This is a genomic window from Prosthecobacter vanneervenii (assembly GCF_014203095.1).
GTDB classification, from domain to species: Bacteria; Verrucomicrobiota; Verrucomicrobiia; order Verrucomicrobiales; family Verrucomicrobiaceae; genus Prosthecobacter; species Prosthecobacter vanneervenii.
In genome coordinates this window covers 14,071-37,085 of record NZ_JACHIG010000016.1, presented here as the reverse complement: position 1 = coordinate 37,085, position 23,015 = coordinate 14,071, and the positions used below count along the sequence as shown (strand labels likewise).

Genomic DNA, 23,015 nt, shown 5'->3' with positions numbered 1-23,015 from the left:
TCAGGGTCTGAGAATCAGTCTCATGCGTTATTCGTTGCGTGCAGGGTGCTCACGCCGCCATCGGCACACCATACGGCAGCCCATCTGGAATCGGCGCAAACTCGCGGATCTTCTTCCACAGGGAGGAGTAGTCCTTGTTCACGTCTCCGGAAAGGCAGTCGGTGATCTCATCTCCGGCATCGGGATACTTCATCACCACGTCCTTGAAGGAGAAATTTGGATCGTAGAAGGCATAGACGAGCTTGCGCATGTTGTCGATGCCCTGGCGCATCAGCTCTGAGTACTCGCTGAAGCGCTGCGGCGAGAGGTCCCTGGCCTCCAGCGCTGCGTGCACCGCGTCTCCCGCCAGCACGCCGCTCTTCAGCGCCAGCATCACGCCGCTGCTGAAGACGGGGTCCAGAAACGCAAAGGCATCTCCCACCAGCAGCAGGCCCGGAGCTGCACCGTACTTGGAATGTCGGGAGTACTCGCTCGTGATCCAGTATTCCCCCGTGCTGCTCCCGGCGGAGAGGTGGTCTTTGATCCACTGGTTCTCGCCGATCTCGCGCTCAAACATCGCCTTCGGATCGCGCACGCCATCACGGCTGAGATACTTGCCCTCGGCCACCACGCCCACGCTAACCATGTCATTGTGCATGGGGATGTGCCAGAACCAGCCTTTGTCCGGCACGAACGCGATCGTCGTCGCACCTTCATCGATCCCCTCTTCACGCTTTGATCCCTTGTAATACGTCCACACCGCCACCTTGTTCAGGTAGGGGTCTCCCACGCGCCAGCCTTCACGCACTGAGGCAAAGGCCTCCTTGCCGGAGGCGTCGATCACCAGCTTGGCCAGCAGGTGCTCCGTGCTGCCATCCTTGTTCTTCACGGCCACGCCGATGACCTTGCCGTTGTCGTCTTTGAGAAGCTGCGTCACCGTCGTCTCTTCGCGCACCTCGGCACCCCGGCCGCGTGCGTGGTCCATCAGCATGTGGTCAAACTCCGAACGCATCACCTGCCAGGTCTGCGCCACGGTGTCGCGGTCATAGCGGTTGTAAAAATAAAAGGGCTGGGAACGGCGGCCGTCCGGCTGCACAAAGCTCACGCTGAACTTCTTCATGAAGTGTGACTTCTTCATCGTCGGGATCAGCCCCAGGCGGTGCAGCGGGCCAAAGGTGAAGGGGATCAGCGACTCGCCCACATGGTAACGGGGAAATTTCTCCCGCTCGATCACGAGAACCTTGTGGCCATACTCCGCCAGGATGGCCGCAGTGCTGGTGCCGGCCGGGCCGCCGCCGATGATGAGGACTTCGTATTCGGTGTTCATGAGATGTTGGAAATTTTGACTGGGTTGGCAAAAAGTCACCTCCAAACACCAGCCAGAACTGCTGGTTTTCAGGGGTTTCAGTCCAGTACTACGATGCCTCTTCCCATGCCGTCCATACTCCTTTGGCATCGTTTTGATGCCGATTGGCGATAGGCTGTTGCGCGCCAAAACAAAACTTTCCTCTCCAGCCCCCGTTTGATACAAACCAGCCATGAACACGCCCCTCATTCCTTCGGCCAGCCGCCGTGACTTTCTCTCCCGCAGCGCGCAGGCCGCCGCTGCAGGCCTGCTCGGCTCCGCCTTCGGCGCCAGCTCCCCCGCCACCTCCGAAACCCTCGTCCAGCAGCTCTACGGCAGCATGGACGAGGCCCAGCGCAAGGCCCTCTGCTTTGCCTGGAGCGATCCCCGCCGCCTCAAGGTGGACAACAACTGGCACATCACCCCGCAGAAAATCCGCGACGTGCTGAAGCCCGACCAACAGGACCTCGTGCGCCAGATCTTTGACAAGCTCCACAGCGACGAGTACAAATCCGAAGTCTGGCGTCAGTTTGACCAGGACAACAAAGGAGACGGCGGCTTTGGCAGCGCCTCCATCGCCATCTTTGGCCAGCCCGGCACCAATCAGTTCGAGTTCGTCCTCACCGGCCGCCACTGCACCCGCCGCTGCGATGGCGACAGCGAGAAAGGCGCGGCCTTCGGCGGCCCCATCTTCTACGGCCACGCCGCCCAGGGCTTCAATGAAAAGCCCACCCACCCCGGCAACGCCTACTGGTACCAAGCCCAGCGTGCCAATGAGGTCTTCCAGGCCCTCGATGGCAAGCAGCGCGAGACCGCCCTCCTCGGCGAATCCCGCGACGAAGACGGCAGCGACACCGTCAAGCTCTCCGGCAAGATCAAGGGCCTCGAAGGCATCTCCGTCGGCGATCTCAGCGCCGACCAGAAAGACCTCGTCAAAAAAGTCCTCGCCGATCTGCTGAAACCCTTCCGCCAGTCCGAGCGCGAGGAGTCCATGAAATACATCGAGGCCGGCGGCTTCGACAACCTGCACATGGCCTTCTTCAAAAACCAGGACGTCGGCAAAGACGGCGTCTGGGACGTCTGGCAGATCGAAGGCCCCAACATGGTCTGGTTCTTCCGTGGCGACCCCCACGTCCACTGCTGGGCGCATATCCGGGAGCCGAAGGGTGTGTGATTACTTCCCCTTCTTCACCTCACTCAGCAGCCTCAGCGCCACCTCCACCAGCTTCTCGCCGCTGCCCGCCTCGTTGCGGGCGCTGACCACTTCATAGTTGCCCTGCGGGTAGGCGTCGCGGTTGGGGATGTAGCCGATGCTGCCATTTGCCAGCTCGGCGATGAGCGTGGTTTTAAATGGAGACGCCTTCTTCAACGCCAGCCCCAGCTCCACAAAGATCTCTCCGGGCAGCGCCACGATGGCGAGATCATCGCTCAGCGCGATGACCTGCACCTCGGCCAGCAGCGGGATATTTTTCTCCTTCTTCTCCTCCGTCTCCAAAATGCACACTGTCTCCGCCATCGGCACGGTGCCGTAGTTCTTCGTGAACATGTTGGCCGCCATGTCCTTCGCCTTGGCGATCTGCTCCGGCGTGTAGCTGCGGCGCTGCAGCGTCACCTGTTCCGAGCGCACGCGCGGTGCGTAGGCCGTGGTCGGCTGCAGTTTGGACCACGCGGCATCGGCGGCATCCGCAAGCGCGGTGCCCAGCTCCAGTGTGCTGCGGCGTTTGCCAGTGATGTAGTCGCCGTGGTTGATGTTGCCGCAGCAGCCGTTGGCGAAAACGGAAATCATGCCCAGGCCGTGGCGCTCGGTGATCAGCCGTGTGAACACGCCGGGATAATCCGCCGAGATCTTCGTGCCGCCGCCCACGGACGTGGGATGCATGGCGAAGTTCAGAAACGAGGCCAGCGGCGCGGCATCTGCACCTGCGCCATGAAAGGCCACCACGCCCACATCGGGATCGATCGGTCCCGCCGGCTTGTCTGTGGCAGGATTGAGCTTCTGCGGCTGCCAGATGGCCTCCTTCACCCCCTCCCGCAGCACGCGGCGGTTGAAGCTGATGCCATCCTCTTTTCCCACGGCAACCGAGGCCTTCGCAGGCGTCAGCTTCGCCTTTGCCTCCTTCACCGACTGCGCCACGAGCCCGGGCAGCGCGCTGATGTAGGACACTCCGGCAGGGGAGTTCACCTTGGTGATGTCATCCATCAGCGAGCCACGCGGCTGCTGCGGCCCGGAATGCGTGTGCGTGCCGGAGATGAGCACATGATCTCCCTCGATGCCACACTGCTCCTGGATGACCTTCCGCATTTCCGCCACCAGCGGCCGCACCGTGCCCGAGAGATCCAGCACCACGATCACCGCATGCGTTCCATCTTTTTCAAACACCATCGTCTTCGCATACAGCGGATCCAGCACACCCTCCGAACCACGGAACTTGTAGTACCCACCCAGCGGCGTGCCGTTCTTGGGCGTGATGTCCACCTGCGCGGCACCCACGCGGAAGTCACCGGCATGGATTTGAGAAACAACCAGGAAGCAGCAGGCGAGAAGAAGGCGGTTCATCTCAGTCATACGCTGTCCGTGCTCACTTCTTGGCCCAGATCGGCGTTTGAGAGCAGGCGCTTTCGATGCCAGCACTGGACGCAAATATTCGCGACTATCTGAAATCACGGTGTTAAAGCCGCGACCCTGTTCGTCGCTTCACTCATCATCCTCTGCATGTTTCTTGTCCTATCTCCCTTCCGTTTATCGATTGCTTGCTTCTCAGCCATGCTTTGCATGACAGTGGCTGCGTTGTCCGGAGCAGAACCCGCCGCCACCTGGCAGCAGGCCGGATGGGGTGGCGGAGGCTTTTACTATGCGACCGTTCATCACCCAGGACGCGAAGGTGTCATTTACATGGGAGGTGACGTCAACGGAGTGTACAAAACTGAGGACAACGGCAGGCACTGGCATGTCATCAACAACGGCATTGCCTCCTATGCGGTGTATGCGATGGCCGTGAGTGCGAGAGAGCCCGAGGTGGTCTATGCGGCCACGGAGGAAGGCCTCTCCAAAAGTGTGGATGGCGGCGGGCACTGGCGCACGCTGCCGCATACAGGAAGAAAGGAGCTGCGCATCACCGGTGAACGGAAGCTCAGCATCCGATGCATTGCAGTGGATCCGCGCGATGGCAAGGTGGTCTATGCAGCAAGCCCCGGCGGCAAAATCTACAAGAGCACGGACGGCGGCGAAACGTGGGCTGTCTCGTATGAGAAAAAAGCCGCCGGAGCAGCCGATGGTTCGCTGCGCATTCAGTATGGCAAGGTCACCGGAGACTACTTTGGCGATTTCGCACTGTCCGTGGCGGCCCCGCCAGGCGCCGAAGGCATTCAGGGCATCGGCTTGACGATGAGGGGCGAGGGTGTGATGCCCAAGGACTGCTTTCTCATCCTGAAGACATCCTCCGGCCAGGCCTTTCGAAGCCCAAATCTGATCCAGTCCTTTCAGACGACTGAGATGCACGATGTGGTGATGAAAGCCTCCGACTTCGCACCGGATGCCGACTTCGTGAAAAAACATCCCGAGGCTGCTGGCACGGCATTTACGGACAAAGACTGGGCTCAGGTGAACCGGCTGGATTTCTCCTGCTCCGGCGCACTGCCCACAGAGGCATACGTCGTGCATTTTGGCCGTTTCTTTTTCAAGCACGGCAGCGGCGGCGAGATCACCATCCGTGACTTCAAGGCGGATCAGACGATGCAGACCTTTGGCAGCGTCCGCGCAGGAGCTCCGCCCGCCGGGCCGGTGCACAGTGTGGCCATCGCCAGCACCGACTCATCCCTTGTGGTTGCTGCCACGGATGACTCGGGCCTGCTCCTCAGCCACGATGCAGGCAGGACATGGAAGCACCTGCCCACCCCATCAAAGGCAGCACATGCCACTTTTGATCCGGCCAATGCTGATGTGATGTATGGCGCGTTCTTTAAGAACGGCCTCATGAAGTCCACCGACGGCGGCAAACACTGGACGAAGATTTCCAAAGGCATCCTCAACAACAGCGAGATGCTGGAGATGGCCGTGAGCCCGGCGAATCCGAACGATGTGCATGCCATCGGCGCGGTGGACTGGAATGGCTCCTACTACGCCTCGCACGATGCGGGGGCATCCTGGGTGCGGGTGAACAAGCTGCGAACGGACACCAAGACCAATCCCACACTCGACGGTTTCAACGGCGGCACGGCCAGCCTGAGCGCACCGCGCAATCTTTCCATCAGCCCGCATAACCCGAAGGAGATCTTCATCGCGGCGAACTGGCGTCCCTGTCTCAGCACTGACGGCGGCGCCACCTGGACTGAGCGCTCTGCGGGAGCGGACATCTCATGCATCACTGACATCCGGTTTCTCCATGGCAGAACCTACGTCACCGTCATGGATGAAGGCACCCTTATGTCAGAGGACGGCGGCGCCATCTGGCGTCAGCTCTGGCCGGTCAGGCACACGCCTGGTGTCAGCGGGCATGACTGGCGCGTCTCAATTGACGAGATCAACGGAGCCACGCGCATTCTCAGCACCGCAACACCCTGGTACAAGGTGCCGACTTGTGTGATTCGAAGCGAGGATGGCGGCGCTACTTTCCAACCCATCACCACCGGCCTGCCCAGCTACACCATCCGGCCCAACACCATGTGGGGCCAGGGGCATCCGCGTGCACTTGCCGTGGACCCCAAGAATCCGCAAAACATCTATCTCGGCATTGACGGAGACGCCGTCGAGGGCAGGAACGGCGGCGGTCTTTTCAAATCACAGGATGGCGGCATCACGTGGTCGCATCTGCCGCAGCAGCCTGCCAGCCGCCGCATGTTCTATGGGCTCGTGGTGGATCCCACGAACTCAGGCCGCTTGTTTTGGGGAGCCTGCGGCGCCAATGGCGGCGTGCACCGCAGCCAGGATGGGGGCTCGACCTGGGAGCACGTCTTTAAAGATGAAAGCTTTATCTGGAACCTGCACTCTCATGCAGACGGCACACTCTACTGCGGGGGGCAGCAGCTCTGGCACAGCTCCGACCAAGGCCGCACTTGGACGCAGCTCACCCATCTTGCCAGCAAACGTGCCATCGTGGGAATTGAAACGCATCCGACAGACCCTCAAACGATGTGGGTCTCGGCCGTGAGCTGGGGCAATATGCCCGACGGCGCCATCTATAAAACCACAGATGGCGGCACCACCTGGCAGGACATCACTGGCGGCATCCCATATGTGAAACCGCTCGTCCTGCGCTTCAATCCAGCTGCCGGCGAACTTTGGGCTGGCGGTGTCGGCCTGTACAAAATCAGACAATAAGAGTGGTGCCAGAATCGTGGGTGACATGAACTCTTGAAAGAGTTCCTTCACCGTGCCGATCTGTTTTCATGTCTGTATTGGATCGCTTCAATCTCACCGGCCGCCGTGCACTCATCACCGGTGGCTCCCGCGGCCTCGGCCTGGAAATGGCACGTGCCCTGGGTGAAGCCGGAGCTGAGGTCATCATCTCAGGCTCAAATGCCGAGCATTTACACAAAGCCTGCGAAGAACTGCGCGGTGCCAATATCCACGCCTCCGCACTCCAGGCCGATCTCTCGAAGCCCGAGGAAGCCGAACGCCTCTGCGACACATTGCTCCGCGATCACACCCCCATCGACATCCTCATCAACAACGTCGGCGGCCGTCGCATCAACACACCCACTGAAGACCTCGCGCTGGAGGACTGGCAGCGCATTCTCGATCTGAATCTCACCCAGGCCTTCATCCTCACCAAGCGCATCGGTGGCGCCATGATCCCGCGCCAGTGGGGCCGCATCATCAACATCGCCTCCATCAATGCCCTCTGGCCGGGCAAGGCCATGCGCGGCCGCAGCTACGAAACCTCCAAAGGCGCTCTCACCATGTTTACCAAAGCCGTCGCCGCCGACTGGGCCATGCACGGCATCACCGTCAACGCCATCGCCCCCGGCCCCTTCCTCACCGATGCCAACAAACGCTGGATCGGTGAGCGCCCCGAGTTTGAAGGCGAAGTGGCCACCAGCATCCCCATGGGCCGCTGGGGCAGCCCCGAGGAGATCGGCCCGCTGGCACTCTACCTTGCCAGCGATGCCAGCAGCTACATGACCGGCAGTGTTCTCGTCATCGACGGCGGCAAGCTGCTGTGGTGAACCCTCTCAACGCGATATGACCTCCCCCAAACACCCACTCCACGGCGTCCTGCCCGTCTTCCAAACCCCGTGGCATGCCGATGAAACCCTCGACCTCGAAACGCTCGAGCGCGAGATCTCCTGGCTCTATGACTGCGGCTCCCACGGCATCGTCATGGCCATGGTCTCCGAAACCCTCCGCCTCGACAGCGAGGAGCGCGAGCAGCTCGCCGCCGCCGCATGCCGCTTTGGCAAAGCACGCGGAGCCGTCGTCATCAGCGTGGGTGCAGAATCCTCCAAGACCGCCGAGCGTTATGCAAAGCACGCCGAGAGCGTCGGTGCCGATGCCGTCATGGCCATCCCGCCCGTCTCCATCGGCATCGGCGAGAGCGAGTTACTTGCCTACTACACCCGCATCATCACAGCCATCCAGATTCCCGTCATCGTTCAGGACGCCAGCGGCTATGTGGGCAAGCCCATGCCCATCGCCATGCAGGCGCGGCTGCTCGATGAGTTCGGCCCCGAACGTGTGCAGTACAAGCCCGAGGCCTCGCCCATCGGCCCCAAGCTCTCCGAACTCCGCGATGCCACCCAGGGCCGCGCCCGCGTCTTCGAAGGCACCGGCGGCATCGCCCTCGTGGATTCTTTCAAGCGTGGCGTCGTGGGCACCATGCCCGGCGCAGATCTCATTCGCGGCCTCGTTCCGCTGTGGAAGGCGCTCACCGCAGGAGACACCGAAAAAGCCGACCGCATCCATGGCCCCCTCTCCGCCCTCATCTCCATGCAGACCAGCCTCGACGGCTTTCTCGCTGTGGAAAAGCATCTCCTTGTCCGCCAGGGCATCTTCAAAAACACCCTCGTCCGCGGCCCCGTGGGCTTCAAACTCGACGATGAAACCAGGCGCGAAGTGGACCGCCAGTTTGACCGCATGATCGCGGCTGCATCATGAAACGCTGGCTCAAGCGCCTCGGCATCATCCTGCTTGGCTCACCGCTCGTTCTCGCGGCGGTGATGTTCTGGAACGTATGCCACACCGCCATACCAGAACCCACCACCTTCAGCAGAGTCACACCTCCATCCAGCTACCAGCCGCAGCGCCTGCGCGTCGTCACCTGGAATCTCTGGGGCATACTCTGGAAGACACCCCGCCGTGCCGAACGCATGCAGGTCATTGCGAGGGAGATCGTGAAGATGAAACCGGACATCGTCGGTTTTCAGGAGGTATTTGTCCAGGCAGACCGCGAACTGCTCGCCTCAGCCCTGCGGGAAACCGGCCTGCCGTATGCGCGTTATTTCCCCAGCGGCCTCGTCGGCAGCGGGCTGCTGCTGGTCAGCCGCTATCCCATCGAGTCAGACGGCTTCATCCGCTACGCCGATGGCGGCCGCCCCGAAGCAGTGCATCATGGCGACTGGTGGGCGGGCAAGGGCCTTTCCCTTTCGACCCTGCAGCTTCCGGACGGCACGCTGCTCTATCTCGCCAACACCCACATGCACGCGCGTTATCAGGGGCAGTATCATGCCACTCAACTCTCCCAGGGCCGCCAGCTCATCCCCTGGGCCAAACGCGTCAAAGAAACCGGCGCACCCGCCCTCTGGCTGGGCGACTGGAACAACAAGCCTGACAACGACGTGCTCGTGCCGCTGGCCGAAGCAGGCGGCTGGAATCTCCTCACGCCTGACAAAGCCGCCATCGACCACATCTTCGGCAGCGGCGATGCCTGGCAGTGGCACGTACTTGGCTACGGCAAAGTGAAAGGCTTCCTCCAGAGCGATCTCAAGGTTCCCTGGAGCGATCACGCCGCACGCTGGATTGAAGTCGAGCTGCACAAGCGCCCCTGATTTGTCCCACCCATCATCCCGCCATGATCATCGACGTCCACTCCCACGCCTGGAACTTCCCAGCAGACTTTTCAGACGACTTTATCCAGCAGGCTGGTCGCGCACGTCCCGGCGTGAAGGTGGACATCAGCGCCAGCTACGACGCCTACCGCGCCAGCGCTCCCGAAAACACCCGAACCATCGTCTTCGGCGGCAAGGCCAGGCTCAGCGGCCTCTGGGTGGATGACCAGACGGTCGCCGACTACATCGCGCACGATCCCGCCCGGCTCATCGGCTTCCTTGCGCTTGATCCCACGCAGGAAGACTGGGAGCGCGAGATGCGCTTTGGCCACCAAGAGCTGGGCCTGCGCGGCATCAAGCTCATGCCCATGTACGCCGGATTCAGCCCCGATGATCCGAGCCTGGAGCCCCTCTGGCAGTATGCGGAAAAAAACGGCCTGCCCGTGCTGCTGCACACCGGCACCACCTTCATCGCCCAGGCGCCGCTGGCATGCACCCTGCCCCGCCTCATCGAGCCCGTGGCCTTGAAGCACCCGGAATTAAAAATCATCCTCGCCCATCTCGGTCATCCCTATGAGGGCGAATGCCTCGTCACCATCCGCAAGCATGCCAATGTCTATGCCGATGTCAGCGCGCTGCACTACCGCCCTTGGCAGCTATATAACTCTCTCATGCTCGCCCAGGAGTACGGCGTCTGGCACAAGCTCCTCTTCGGCACCGACTTCCCGTTCACCACGGTGAAGGCTTCCATCGACGGCATCCGCCAGCTCAACGACATGCTCGAAGGCACCAAGCTCCCACGCTTGGATGTGAACCAAATCGAAGCCATGATCTACCGCGACAGCCTCCACCTCCTGGGGCTGGATCGCTGAAGCAGGCGTAGCAGACGCTTCTACCAGCACTCACAACCCCTAGCACTGTCCGGCACCTGTCACGGAGGCTGCAGGTGCGTCTTTCAGTGCGCGCTCATTCATGACCTATGGAGATTTGAATCAAAAACCGGTGGAGGAAGCTTGCAGCCCCACTAAAAAGCACTCGGATTCACACCTCTGCTTGCGAAATATGGCTCAGCTTTCCTGGATCATGAAAATGATGACTCCCCTGTTCACAGCGTTCCTGCTGATGGGGGCAGCTGGACTGCATGCAAAAGAAACTGAGAAAAACAAAGCAGCCAGCGAGACTTCCAAAGGCGCTGCGCCCAAAAGTTCTGCCAAGGACAGCGCCAAGAAAACGACCTCGAAAAATAGCACCTCCGGCAAAAAACCGAAAAGCACCGCGAATAAAAATCCATCCAAAGACAGCGCCAAGAAAGGGGCCTCAAACCACAGCTTTGCACAGGAGACACCAAAAAGCACTGCAACCCAAGAGTCTTCAAAAGACTCCGCCGCAAAGAATCCCCCCCCCGGCGAGTCCCCCAAACCTGCTGCTGCCAAAGAGATGCCTACAGAAGCCTCCGCGAAGAAGACCGAAAATGAGGCTGCCGCAAAGGAAAAGCCCAGAACTGCTGCCAAGGAAAGCCTGAAAGAGACCATTGCCAAGGCTGAAAAGGGCGAGGCTGAGGCTCAATACACTCTTGGCATCCGCTACATGAAAGGCAATGGAGTGACCGAAGATGCAGCAGAGGCGGCCAAATGGTTTCTCGAAGCCGCAGAGCAGGGCCATGCCGGCGCGCAGCGCGAGCTGGGCATGTGCCATCTGCTGGGGCAGGGCATGCCGCAGGATCCTGAGGCTGCAGTAAAATGGCTGCGCAAGGCGGCGGAGCAAAAAAACGTGGCTGCCATGAAGCACCTGGGTGCCTGCTACAGCCTGGGCTCAGGAGTGGCAAAAGATGAACGCGAAGGTTTGCGCTGGTTTCGCCAGGCGGCTGAGCTTGGCGACTCTGACTCACAGCTGGAGATGGGCATGGCCTATTTTGAGGGAACGGGCGTGTCACAGGATGCCATGGAAGCCATGCGCTGGTTCCGCATGGCAGCTGAGAAGGGCGACCTGAACTCTCAAAAGATACTTTCCACAACCCTGGCCCAAGGCCAGCGCGTTCCGCAGGATCTCAAGGAGTCGGTTAAATGGACGCGTAAGGCGGCAGAGAGTGGCGACGCCGATTCTCAGATGCGTCTGGGACTTGCGCTTTCCTTGGGGGCAGGAGTGGAGATGGATGCTAAAAAATCCCTGATCTGGCTGCGCAAGGCGGCGGAGCAGGACTACGCGCCAGCGTTGGTGGAAATGGGCGTGAGCTACATGCTGGGCGCTGGAGTGGAGCGCAACGAAGCGGAAGCGCTGAAGTGGTTTCGTAAAGCGGCGGACCTGGGAGACGCGGATGCTCAGATGAAGCTGGGGGCAGCTTATTTTGAAGGCACCGGCGTGGAGCAAAACCTCGCCGAGGCGGCCCTCCTTTTCCGCAAGGCTGCAGACCAGGACTTTTCACCGGCGCAGGTGGCGCTGGGTGGCTGCTATCTGAAGGGCACCGGAGTAGATCAGAATCTGGAGGAGGCCATCAGGCTCTTCCGAGCCGCTGCTGATAAAGGAGACGCGGCAGGACAGTTTGCCCTGAGCCTCCAGTATGAGCGGGGACAGGGTGTGGAGCTTCAGCTAGTGGAGGCGCTGAAGTGGTGCCGGCTTGCTGCCGCACAGGGGCACGAAATAGCCGAGGTGCATGGAACCACGCTGGAGTCCACCATGACGCGTGAGCAGATCATTGAGGCCACACGACTTGTCGAGGCGTGGCAGCCAGTGCCGAATTCAGCCCCCAAGCCGCCACCCATACCCGTTCAGCCGAAGTAACACGCAGAGCCACACCCTGACGCCGCCCTTTGCATGTTTATCTGATCTTGGGTTGCGTGGAAGTTTCAGTCCCCAGCCAGCGTTTATCCAAAAATCCTCCGTGCGGCAGCTTCGGTGTGGGTGGCTCCCCGCCATGATGCCGCCGGTTGATCAACAGCCCGTTAGCCGCGCATTACCATGAGCGAACCACCCATCGACTTTACGAGAACGGGCGAATCACCTGCGGAAGCGGAATCTGCGCCACTCACAGAACACATTCCACAGCCGGAGCAGGAAGCCAGCGCCAGTCCTTTTATCGGCAGTGTGCTGTCCTTGGCAGGTCTCATATTGCTGGCCTTCATCCTGCGGCTCGCTGTGCCACAGGAGGACAATGCCGTGGAGCTGGGCCTGCTGCTCATCGCCGTGGGTTTTGCGCAGGTGTGGCTGATCTTCTATTTTCTCAAAAACTTCCGCCGGTGACATGGGGCCAGAGCAGCTGTTTGGCACAAAAGGCCGGCCCTTCCGGCGTACTGTCTGGCGCATGTTTTCTCGTTCACGCATTCTCTCCCTGGCAGCAGGCCTGGCGCTCATGGCTTCGGCCTCCGCCAAAGAGCCCTTCAAGCCCAATCTCGGCCCAGCTCTCCCGCGCATCACGGTGAGCTGCGGTGACGTAACGCTGCTGCTCCGCCAGGCTTCGCAGTGGACGCCCGGGCGCATTGATTTTCGCGGCAGCGCCATGACCACGGAGAGCAGTGCCTACGGCACTGTCTTCTCCTTTCCAGACGTCGGCTTCATCGGAACCGCGCATCTGGAAAACGAGCCCGAAAAGCTGCAATCGCTCGCCTTTTACCTGGATGACCAGCGCGTGGAGGCACCCACGACGGAGCTGAAGGGCACCTCGTTCCGTCTGGAGCGCCACTCCCGCATCCGCGCCTTTGATCTCACCAACATCACCGAGATCAAGGATCACCGCCTGTATGAGACCACCACCGTGCATACGGACGAGGCCGTGCCGCTGAAGCTGGTGTACCACTTCATGCATGCGTGGCGCCCCACCGTGAGCGCCTTCCTGGCCGGCAGCGATGATGTGCCAGAAACTACCATCTCCGGCCCGCTCCGCGACGACGCGGAGGTGGCGAGGAAATTCTACATCAACCAGCGCGTGGACTGGATGGCCGTATACGAGCCGCAGAGCGGCCAGTACGCCGTGTGCCGCCTGCTGCAGGCCCCTGAGCAGGGCGGACACATCTCCACCATCTGGAACGTGCCGCCCACCTACCGGAAGTACTATCTGAAGTGCTTTGAGGGAAAGACCGTGCCCGCCGGATTCACCGGCACCTGGCGAATGGTCACCGCCTTTGGCAGCGCCACGCCAGAGCAGTGGGAGGCCGGCGCACGCAACCTGGCCGCCGCTCTGCGCACGGTGAAGTGAGCCGATATTCCGCCGCGCCTGCGTGCTTCTGATTGAAAGCCGCGGACCTGCGGGGTTACATGGCGTCCCAGCCCACCCCTCCGCATGCCATCCCTCCGTCTCCTTCTTTTCTGTTTCGTCGCATGTGTCAGCCAGGCCGCGGAGCCGGAGAAGCTCATGCTCGCGCATTACATGCCCTGGTATGCCACCCAGCAGGTGAGCGGCAGCTGGGGCTGGCACTGGACCATGGGCCACTACCACCCCGAGCAGCGGAAGTGGGATGGCAAGCGCGAGGCCGCCTCGCATGACTACCCGCTGATCGGTCTGTATGACTCGGGCGACGATGAGGCGCTGGAGTGCCAGGTGCTGCTCATGAAGCTGGCCGGTCTCGACGGTGTCATCATCGACTGGTACGGCACGAGCACGCACAACGACTACGCCGTGAACCATGAGCACACGCTCATGCTCATCCCCTGGCTGAAAAAGGCGGGCCTGCGTTTTGCCATCTGCTATGAGGACCAGGCTATCGGGCAGATGAAGCTGAAGCCCGGCGACGATGTGAAGCAGGGCCTGCAGGATTTGCAGTGGGCCGAGAAGCATTGGTTCCATGATGCCTCCTATGTGAAGCAGGACGGCCGCCCCGTGCTGCTTGTCTTTGGGCCGCAGCATTTCAAGCAGGCGCAGTGGGACCAGCTGCGTGCCGCGCTGCCTTCCAAGCCCATGCTCTTCGGCCTGCCACATCTCTCCAAGACGCACGGTATGGACGGCAGCTACGGCTGGCCGCCGGTGAGCGGAGGCAAGGCGATCTCCACCGAAAAGTGGCACGCGGAGCTGGAGGCGCTGTATGCGCGCGGCACAGCCGGTGAAGCGATCATCGCCAGCGCCTTTCCGGGATTTAAAGACATCTACAAGCAGGCCGGCGTGCACGAGAGCTACGGCAGCATCGCCCCGCGTTCCGGGCAGACCTTGGCGGAGTCATTGGACATGGCACAGAAGAGCGGCGCAGCGCTCATCCAGGTGGCCACCTGGAATGACTATGGCGAGGGCACCGTCATCGAGCCCACGCATAATCTGGGCTACCGCTACCTGGAGATGCTGCAGCAGCGCAGTGCTGCACCGAAATGCAGCGCGGCCGATCTGCGCCTGCCCGTGATGCTCTATCAGCTCCGCAAGCGCAGCAGCAGAAATGCGAAGCTCGGCAAAGAGCTGAACCAAGCCGCAGCATTTCTGTTTGAAGCCAAAGGCACCGAAGCCGAGGCCGTGCTGGCCGGAGTCCGGGACGCGCTGGGACAGCAACCGGCCCGCTTCTCCGACACACCTGACGAGGCGGATGAAAACTACCGCCTGCACACCGAGCTGCTGTATCGGGAGGAAAAGGACATCACCCCTGCAATGAACCAGCGCTGCCGTCTGGACGTGTATGCCCCTGCAAAGCAGAAATCCTTTCCTACGCTCGTGTGGTTTCACGGCGGCGGTCTTACCGCAGGCGAACGCTTCATCCCCTTGCAGTTGCGTAATCAAGGCATCGCCGTGGTGGCGGTGAACTATCGCCTCAGTCCCGGTGTCAAAGCCCCCGCCTACATTGAGGACGCTGCGGCGGCCATCGCGTGGACGTTCAAGCACATCCCCGACTTCGGTGGCTCAGCGGATCAGATTTTCGTTGGCGGCCACTCGGCCGGAGCCTATCTCTCGCTCATGACAGGGCTCGATCGCAAGTGGCTCGCAGCTCATGACATCGACGCCAGCCGCATCGCCGGATTGATCCCGCTCAGCCCGCAGGTCATCACCCACTTTGCCATCCGCGACGAACGCGGCATCGCAGAGCTCCAGCCTCTGGTGGATGACATGGCGCCGCTCTATCACATCCGTAAAGATGCCGCGCCCATCCTGCTCGTCACCGGCGACCGTGAGAAGGAGATGATGGGCCGCTATGAAGAGAACGCGTACTTTTGGCGCATGCTCAAACTCGTCGGCCACAAGGACGTGACATTTCATGAGCTCGCTGGCTTCAGCCATGGCGGCATGCCTGAGCCCGCCTTCCCCCTGGTGCTGAAGTTCATTCAGGAACACCGCTCGAAGCAGCCCTCGCCTGCCGCCTCGGGAATTCCGCAGTGAGTTTGGGACCTTGGCGTGCGTTGATATTTCACCATGCGCCCAACCACCACCGCACCGTTATTCGCCGCCGCATTCCTGACGCTTTCCTCGCTGCAGGCTGCAGATGTCCATATCGTGCAGGACGGCCAGCCGCGTGCGGAGATCATCATCACAGAGAATCCCACACGTATGCAGCGGGTGGCCGCGCAGGAGTTTCGCACGAACATCGAGAAGATCAGCGGTGCGCGCCTGCCCATAGTCACGCAGCCCAGCGGCAAGGCAGTGAAGGTTTTTATCGGAGCCAGCAAGCTCAACCCGGTGAAGGCGGAGGGTCTGAAGGATGGTGCCTACCGGATGCAGTCCGGCGCCGACTGGCTGGCGCTGGTGGGAGACGACACGGACTTTGTGCCCACGGATCCCTGGGCCAGACACAATGGCGACATCCCCCGTGCGCAGGCGGAGTTTCAAAAGATTGTCGCCGCGCCGTATGGCATGCCAAATCCCGGCTTGTACAAAAACAAGCTGCGCCTGCCCGGAGACACCGGCAAGGCGGACGGAGCCGCCACCGCCAAGAACGAGACCCTGGACATCTGGGGTCTCGATGAACGCGGCAGCTTCAATGCGGTAACCGCTTTTTTCCACAAGCTCGGCGCGCGCTGGTACCTGCCCGGAGAGCTTGGCGAGGTGATGCCATCCATGAAAACCATCGCACTGCCACCGATGGATGAAACCGTGAAGCCAGACTTCCCACTGCGGCAGTTCAATTTCCGCTTTGCCACCGCAGGCTATGACACCTCCATGTGGATGATGCACCTCGGCACGCGCAATGACGACCGCTGGCTCATCGCCCACGGCATGGACGGCATGACGGGGAATGACGCCACCTTTGCCGCGCATCCGGAGTGGTTTGCGCTGTATGGTGGGAAACGTGACTACACACGCGGCAGCAGCACCAACCAGCTCTGCTACTCCAATGACGAGCTCTTTCGCGAGACTGTGCGCTACGCCCGCGCCCTGCTGGACACCTACCCGGTGAAGTCCGTCTCCATCATGCCGCCGGACGGCTACACATCCATCTGCCAGTGCGAGAAATGCAAAGGCAAGGACTCGCCGGAGCGCAATGAACGCGGCCTGCTGAGCGATTACGTGTGGGACTTTGTGAACCGCGTGGCCAAGGAGATCGGGAAATCACATCCGCAGGCCAAGGTACTGAACTGCGCTTATGGAGTGTACACGCTGCCGCCGCTGAAGATCGGCAAGCTGGAGCCCAATGTGGTCGTGTGCATCGTGGGCGGCCGCCGCCCGCTGAACAAGGCCGCCCGCAAGAGTGATGAGCAGTCAGCCCCGGAAGCCCTCCGCGCCGCCTGGGCGAAGAAGACGGACACCCCCCTCATGATCTTTGAAAACTATCCCTTCACCGATCGCGGCTGGTACCTGCCCGCCTTCGCACCGCATGCGCTGGGAGATTCCGTGAACGCGACGAAAGGCCTCTCGCAGGGGGAGGACATCTGGCTCTCCGCGCGTCAGGACTTCAAGGAGGTGGGCATCGGCTTCAACCACTTCATGGTTTACTTCACCGCGCGCATGTACTGGGGCGGCAGGAATGCGGATGTGGACGCCATGTTCCGCGAATACTGCCAGCTCTTTTACGGTCCCGCCGCGCAGGAGATGCAGGCCTTCTTCACTTACTGCGAGGAGCACTGGAACGCGATGGAGGACGACAAGGCGCAGGCGGATGCCGCGCTGGCGCTCTTTGCCAAAGCACAGGCGCAGGCCGACGCGGTGAGCGTGCATGGAAAACGCATCGCGCTCATCGATGACTTTCTCAAAGGCCTGCGGATGAAGTGCCAGCAGCTGGCCCAGCAGCGCGGGCCGGTGCCCATCGTGCGGCTTGTGGGAGAAGCGAAAGACATCGTCATCGATGGAAAGCTCGACGACGCCTACTGGCAGAACTGCCCCGCCGCCTCCACCGGAAAACTGCGCGAGCTGCAGACCGGACGCGTGCCCACCTTTGGCACCAGCTTCAAGGTGGGCTGGCAGCGCGGCAGCCTCTGCGTGGCCATCCGCTGCGACGAACACCCCGGCGACAAGCCGAACAACACCACCACGCGCGATGATGACCAGGCGCTCTGGCATGGCGATGCCGTGGAGATCGAGCTCGCCACGGAAACGCACTCCTACTACCAGATCGCCATCAGCCCGGCGGGGCACATCGTGGACCTGGACCGTGGCGCGGCACGTGACCGGTGGTTTGAGTGGGACGCGAAAGCGGAGGTGGCCACGCACATCGCGGACGATCATTGGACGGCGGAGATCCGCATCCCCGTGACGCAGGACGAAAACGATCCGCTGCATCAGGTCATCGGCCGCGAGCCCACGCCCAGCCTGCCCTGGCACATCAATGTGTGCCGCCAGCGCATTCGTGAAGACGGGCAGGAGCTCAGCGCGCTCTCCCCCACCGGCACGGAGGGCTTTCATGAGCCGCTGAAGTTCGCGCATTTCTACCACGGCAACTCACGCGCATTTCCAGAGGACCCCGCTGTCACGGACTTCGCACTCAGCTTCCGCGATGCCACGCAGAAGCGCCAGGCGGAGGCCTTCCTCAAGCTGGCGGAAGGGAAGATCACCCCCTTCCAAAAAGCCACCGCTCTGGAGCAGGCCGCAGCTTACAGCCGTGGCGAAGCCGCGCCCATCATCGAGCGCATCCCGGTGGAGGCGGTGAAGAAAGCCGCGCAGATGCAGTTCCTGCTCGCCCAGAGCAAGGCACCGGAAGTCATCGCGCAATTTGCGGACGAGGACTTCAACAAGTGGCCCTTCTGGAAGCGCGGCGCGGGCTATCACACGCGCGGCTACGCCTACTCCATCGTCAAACAGGGAGACAAGGCCGAGGCCGACCTCAGCGCCGCCCTGCCCTGGACCAGCGAGCCGCGCACGCGCGATGCCCTGCTGCTGGCCCTGGGACAAAACCGTGAGCGCAACCTGCACGACGATGCACAGGCCCTGGCCGCTTATGAGGCCATCGTGGCAGAGCGTGCACACATCGGCGGAGCAGATGAATACGGCGCGCTTCAGGGCATCGCCCGCATCCTGACTCGGCGCGGCAAGTACGATGAAGCCATGGCAGCCCTGAACCGCGCCGAGCCGGACAAGCTGCGTGGCGTGTGGCGGGACAACATTCAGAAATCCATCGACGAGGTGCAAAAAGCACGAGGACAGTGAGTCATCGCGTACATGATCTGCCATGCGCCTGCTCTTTCTTCCGCTGCTCCTGCTCTCCGGCGCCGCCGCTATTGCGGCAGATGCGCCCACGCTGCATCCAAAAGCCTCTGCGCTGCCATTCACGCATCAGGGCCCCTTTGTCACCACGGCAGACGGCGGGGTGCTGTGCATCGATGCCAGGAATGCACTTCGCAGCACTGATGAAGGCCACACCTGGAGCAGCACGCCTTTGTTTGCCGAGGCAAAGAAGTACAACGTGAGCAACGAGCGCACTCTGCTGCGCACGCGTGAAGGGGTGATCATCTCCGCCTGGATGAACGGCGCGGAACGTCTGGCACCCAAGCGCTGGGGCTGGGGTAATCCTAGCGTGGATTGGAAGGCCTTTGTGCTGCCCACCTACTCCTGCCGCAGTACCGACGATGGCAAAACCTGGGAGACGCCCGTACTGCTCAGCACGCCATGGTGCGGCTGCATCCACTCCATGATCCAGATGAAGTCCGGCCGCATCGTGCTGGTGGGGCAGGAGATCATCCCGCAGTGGCGGCACGCCACGGTCATGTGGGCCTCGGATGATGTTGGGAAAACATGGCAGCGTGGCGATGTGCTGGACTACGGCGTGGGTGCGCACGACCACGCGGGCTCCATCGAGGGCAGTGTGGTGGAAAGAAAAGACGGCTCGCTCTACCTGCTGCTGCGCACGGAGTCGGGCTTTCTGTGGGAAGCCACCTCGCGCGATGGCCTGAAATGGGAGGGGCTGAAGCAGACGCCAATCGCTTCCGTCACCTGCTGCCCGCAGATGGCGCGCCTGAGCGATGGCCGCATCGCCCTGCTGTGGAATGCGCCGCCGCGCCATGATCCGAAGAATGGCACCAGCCGCGTGGAGCTGTCGCTCGCGTTTTCAGACGATGAAACGGCTACTTGGACCAAGCCGGTGATCGTGGCGGCGAATTACGTGGCAGGTGGCCGCGTCTCCTATCCCTACCTCTACGAGCGCAAACCCGGCGAGCTATGGATCACCACCATGCAGGGCGGCCTGCGGATGAAGGTGAACGCAGCCGACCTCGGCGCGGGGGAGATCCCCGTCTTTGTCCCGCCACCCAAACCCGTGCCAAAGCCGGGAGGCATTGTCATGTTTGGCGACTCCACGACGGCACCGCGCGGCAGCCTCAAGGTCTATGCCACGCGGGTGGAACAGGGGCTGCAGAGCATCGGCTCCTCGATGGGGGTTTACAATGCCGGCATCGGTGGCAATACCACGCAGGATGCGCTGAAGCGTCTGCAAAGCGACGTCCTGAATCACCAGCCGCGTGTGGTGGTGATGCAGTTTGGCATCAATGACTCCGCCGTGGATGTGTGGAAAAAGCCGCCCGCCACCACCTCGCGCGTGCCTTTGGAAGACTTCATCCGTAACTACCGCACCCTCATCCAGACCGCACAGAAGCAGGGCGCCAAGGTCATCCTCATGACGCCCAACCCGCTGCGCTGGACCTCCAAGCTGCGCGAGCTCTACGGCCACCCGCCCTACGATCCCGCGGCTGAAGACGGCTTTGAGTCCGCCGCTCTCGTCCGCTACAATGAAGCCGTGCGCCAGCTGGCCGCCGAGCTGAAGCTGCCGCTGCTGGACGTGCACGCCGCCTACCCGGCCTTTGCCGCGAAGCACCAGACCACCATCGACGAGATGCTGCTGGACGGCATGCACCCCGGAGACCTTGGCCACCAGCTCGTGGCAGAGCTTCTCGTGCCCGCCATCCGCGAAGCCGTTCGCGGCAGGTAGCACCGGCATGGAGACAGGCTGCTTCTCTGCGCAGTCGAGCACATCCCCCGCCCTATCTGGCGCAGAAGCTGCGGCACCTTGGGCGTTGCGTAGGAGCGCACCTTCGTCTAGCTCTTCCGCTCTCAATTCCGCCCCCTCCAAATCATGTCCGCCAAGATCATCTACACCCTGACCGACGAAGCTCCACTGCTGGCCACTTTTTCCTTCCTGCCCATCGTGCAGGCCTTCACCAAGCCGGCCGGAATCACGGTGGAAACGCGCGACATCTCCCTGGCGGGCCGTATTTTGGCAAACTTCCCCGATTTCCTGACCGACGCACAGAAGCAGTCCGATGACCTCGCATACCTCGGCAAACTCTGCCTGGAGCCCACCACCAACATCATCAAGCTGCCAAACATCTCCGCCTCCGTGCCGCAGCTGAAGGCCGCCATCGCCGAGCTGCAGAGCAAGGGCTACGCCGTGCCAAACCTCCCCGAAAACCCGCAGACGGACGCCGAGAAGGACATCAAGGCCCGCTACGCCAAGGTCATGGGCAGCGCCGTGAACCCTGTGCTGCGCGAGGGCAACAGCGACCGCCGCGCCCCCAAGGCTGTGAAGGACTACGCCAAGGCCCACCCCCACTCCATGGGCAAGTGGAGCGCCGACTCCAAGACCAGCGTGGGCACCATGGGCAAGGACGACTTCTTCTCCAATGAGAAATCCGTCTGCGTGCCCGCCGCCACGGACGTGAAGATCGAATTCATCGGCGCGGACGGCACCACTAAGGTGCTGAAGGACAAGACCCCGCTGAAGGCCGGCGAGATCCTCGACGCCACCCGCATGAGCAAGAAAGCGCTCGTGGCCTTCATCGAGGCCCAGCTTGAGAAAGCCAAGGCCGAGGGCGTGCTTTTCTCCCTGCACATGAAGGCCACCATGATGAAGGTCAGCGACCCCATCATCTTCGGCCACGCCGTGCGCGTGTTCTTCAAGGACGTGCTGGCCAAGCACAGCGCCACGCTGGCTGAGATCGGTGTGGAGCTTAACAACGGCTTCGGCGACCTCGTGGCCAAGCTCTCCAAGCTGCCTGCGGAGAAGAAGGCCGAGATCGAGGCCGACATCCAGGCCGCCTACGCCAGCCGCCCCGCGCTGGCCATGGTGAACAGCGACAAAGGCATCACCAACCTGCACGTGCCGAGCGATGTGATCGTGGATGCCTCCATGCCCGCCATGATCCGTGGCGGTGGCAAGATGTGGAACGCTGCCGGCAAGGAGCAGGACACGCTCGCCGTCATCCCGGACAGCAGCTACGCCGGTGTATACCAGGCCGTGATCGACTTCTGCAAAAAGAACGGCGCTCTGGACCCCAAGACCATGGGCAGCGTGCCCAATGTGGGCCTCATGGCCCAGGCCGCCGAAGAGTACGGCAGCCACAACAAGACCTTTGAAATCCCCGCCGACGGCACCGTGCGTGTGACTGACAGCGCCGGCACCGTGCTGCTGGAGCACGCCGTGGAGGCCGGAGACATCTGGCGCGCCTGCCAGACCAAGGACGCCCCCATTCAGGACTGGGTGAAGCTGGCCGTGAACCGCGCCCGCGCCTCCAAGACCCCAGCCGTCTTCTGGCTGGACAAGAACCGCGCCCACGACGCACAGATCATCGCCAAGGTGGAAAAGTACCTCAAGGATCACGACACCACCGGCCTGGACCTCCGCATCCTCCCGCCCGCCGAAGCCTGCACCTTCTCCCTGGAGCGCATCGTCAAAGGAGAGGACACCATCTCCGTGACCGGCAACGTGCTGCGCGACTACAACACCGACCTCTTCCCCATCCTGGAAGTGGGCACCTCCGCCAAGATGCTCTCCATTGTCCCGCTCATGAACGGCGGCGGCCTGTTTGAGACCGGTGCCGGCGGCTCCGCTCCGAAGCACGTGCAGCAGTTCCTCGAAGAAAACTACCTGCGCTGGGACAGCCTCGGCGAGTTCTTCGCCCTTGCCCCCAGCTTCGAGCACATCGCCGAAAACTTCAGCCTGCCCAAGGCCAAGGTCCTCGCCGACACCCTCGACGCCGCCACCGGCAAGTTCCTCGAAAACGATCGCAGCCCCGGCCGCAAGCTCGGCACCATCGACAACCGCGGCAGCCACTTCTACCTCGCCCTCTACTGGGCCCAGGCCCTCGCCGCCCAGACGGCAGACGCCGAACTGCAGGCCAAGTTCAAACCCATCGCCGAAGAGCTGACGGCCAACGAATCCAAGATCGTCGCCGAACTCCTCGCTGTGCAGGGCCAGCCCGCCGACGTGGGCGGGTATTACAAGCCGGACACCGCCAAAGCCGATGCCGCACTGCGTCCGAGCGCGACGTTCAATGCGGTGCTGGCGAAGGTGTAAGAGCCTTCCAGCATTGACAAGATGATGTGCGGATGAGTCTGTGAGGCACAGGCTCATCTCCATACAAATGGCATGAGCGGCACCCAGTC

General features: G+C 62.0%; 16 protein-coding genes. 13 read left to right on the top strand and 3 right to left on the bottom strand.

The window, feature by feature from the left end; translation table 11 throughout:
- Positions 1-49 precede the first annotated feature (49 nt).
- Positions 50-1,306, bottom strand: coding sequence for an NAD(P)/FAD-dependent oxidoreductase (locus HNQ65_RS24505; RefSeq protein ID WP_184344093.1), 1,257 nt, complete (start codon positions 1,304-1,306; stop codon positions 50-52).
- 211 nt (positions 1,307-1,517) lie between these two features.
- Between HNQ65_RS24505 and HNQ65_RS24500 the strand changes: the two genes are divergently transcribed.
- The gene (locus HNQ65_RS24500) at positions 1,518-2,498 is read left to right on the top strand and encodes a DUF3500 domain-containing protein (protein ID WP_184344091.1); all 981 of its coding nucleotides are present in this window, start codon (positions 1,518-1,520) and stop codon (positions 2,496-2,498) included.
- Here the strand turns inward: HNQ65_RS24500 and HNQ65_RS24495 are convergent, their stop codons facing one another.
- The gene (locus tag HNQ65_RS24495) at positions 2,499-3,881 is read right to left on the bottom strand and encodes a neutral/alkaline non-lysosomal ceramidase N-terminal domain-containing protein (RefSeq protein ID WP_184344089.1); all 1,383 of its coding nucleotides are present in this window, start codon (positions 3,879-3,881) and stop codon (positions 2,499-2,501) included.
- Between the two features lie 207 nt (positions 3,882-4,088).
- Here HNQ65_RS24495 and HNQ65_RS24490 point away from each other — a divergent pair, with 207 nt between their 5' ends.
- From HNQ65_RS24490 to HNQ65_RS24470, 5 genes are all read left to right on the top strand, one after another.
- The gene (locus HNQ65_RS24490) at positions 4,089-6,641 is read left to right on the top strand and encodes a WD40/YVTN/BNR-like repeat-containing protein (RefSeq protein ID WP_184344087.1); all 2,553 of its coding nucleotides are present in this window, start codon (positions 4,089-4,091) and stop codon (positions 6,639-6,641) included.
- A gap of 68 nt (positions 6,642-6,709) precedes the next feature.
- Positions 6,710-7,489: an SDR family NAD(P)-dependent oxidoreductase gene (locus tag HNQ65_RS24485; RefSeq protein WP_184344085.1), complete on the top strand. Its 780-nt coding sequence runs from the start codon at positions 6,710-6,712 to the stop codon at positions 7,487-7,489.
- A 16-nt stretch (positions 7,490-7,505) separates the two neighbouring features.
- On the top strand, positions 7,506-8,417 hold the full coding sequence (locus HNQ65_RS24480) for a dihydrodipicolinate synthase family protein (RefSeq protein ID WP_184344082.1): 912 nt from the start codon (positions 7,506-7,508) through the stop codon (positions 8,415-8,417).
- Positions 8,414-9,307, top strand: coding sequence for an endonuclease/exonuclease/phosphatase family protein (locus HNQ65_RS24475; protein WP_184344080.1), 894 nt, complete (start codon positions 8,414-8,416; stop codon positions 9,305-9,307). The genes HNQ65_RS24480 and HNQ65_RS24475 overlap by 4 nt, the downstream gene beginning before the upstream one ends.
- Positions 9,308-9,330: 23 nt before the next feature.
- Complete coding sequence (locus HNQ65_RS24470; RefSeq protein WP_184344078.1) at positions 9,331-10,179, top strand: amidohydrolase family protein; 849 nt, start codon at positions 9,331-9,333, stop codon at positions 10,177-10,179.
- Between the two features lie 195 nt (positions 10,180-10,374).
- Here the strand turns inward: HNQ65_RS24470 and HNQ65_RS24465 are convergent, their stop codons facing one another.
- On the bottom strand, positions 10,375-10,740 hold the full coding sequence (locus tag HNQ65_RS24465) for a hypothetical protein (protein WP_184344076.1): 366 nt from the start codon (positions 10,738-10,740) through the stop codon (positions 10,375-10,377).
- A gap of 4 nt (positions 10,741-10,744) precedes the next feature.
- Between HNQ65_RS24465 and HNQ65_RS24460 the strand changes: the two genes are divergently transcribed.
- From HNQ65_RS24460 to HNQ65_RS24430, 7 genes are all read left to right on the top strand, one after another.
- The gene (locus HNQ65_RS24460; protein ID WP_184344074.1) at positions 10,745-12,085 is read left to right on the top strand and encodes a tetratricopeptide repeat protein; all 1,341 of its coding nucleotides are present in this window, start codon (positions 10,745-10,747) and stop codon (positions 12,083-12,085) included.
- Positions 12,086-12,262: 177 nt separating this feature from the next.
- Entirely contained in the window at positions 12,263-12,544 is a 282-nt protein-coding gene (locus HNQ65_RS24455) for a hypothetical protein (RefSeq protein WP_184344072.1), read from the top strand.
- Positions 12,545-12,605: 61 nt separating this feature from the next.
- The gene (locus HNQ65_RS24450) at positions 12,606-13,496 is read left to right on the top strand and encodes a hypothetical protein (protein WP_184344070.1); all 891 of its coding nucleotides are present in this window, start codon (positions 12,606-12,608) and stop codon (positions 13,494-13,496) included.
- Between the two features lie 84 nt (positions 13,497-13,580).
- Positions 13,581-15,590 carry an alpha/beta hydrolase fold domain-containing protein gene (locus HNQ65_RS26605; RefSeq protein ID WP_221306282.1) on the top strand — a complete coding sequence of 670 codons (2,010 nt, stop codon included), beginning with the start codon at positions 13,581-13,583 and terminating at the stop codon, positions 15,588-15,590.
- Between the two features lie 33 nt (positions 15,591-15,623).
- Positions 15,624-18,788 (top strand): DUF4838 domain-containing protein, encoded by a 3,165-nt coding sequence (locus HNQ65_RS24440; protein WP_184344068.1) that lies wholly within the window; start codon positions 15,624-15,626, stop codon positions 18,786-18,788.
- Positions 18,789-18,810: 22 nt separating this feature from the next.
- Positions 18,811-20,562, top strand: a complete 1,752-nt coding sequence (locus HNQ65_RS24435) for a GDSL-type esterase/lipase family protein (protein WP_184344066.1) — start codon at positions 18,811-18,813, stop codon at positions 20,560-20,562.
- Between the two features lie 144 nt (positions 20,563-20,706).
- Positions 20,707-22,926 (top strand): NADP-dependent isocitrate dehydrogenase, encoded by a 2,220-nt coding sequence (locus tag HNQ65_RS24430; protein WP_184344064.1) that lies wholly within the window; start codon positions 20,707-20,709, stop codon positions 22,924-22,926.
- The last annotated feature ends 89 nt before the right edge of the window (positions 22,927-23,015 follow it).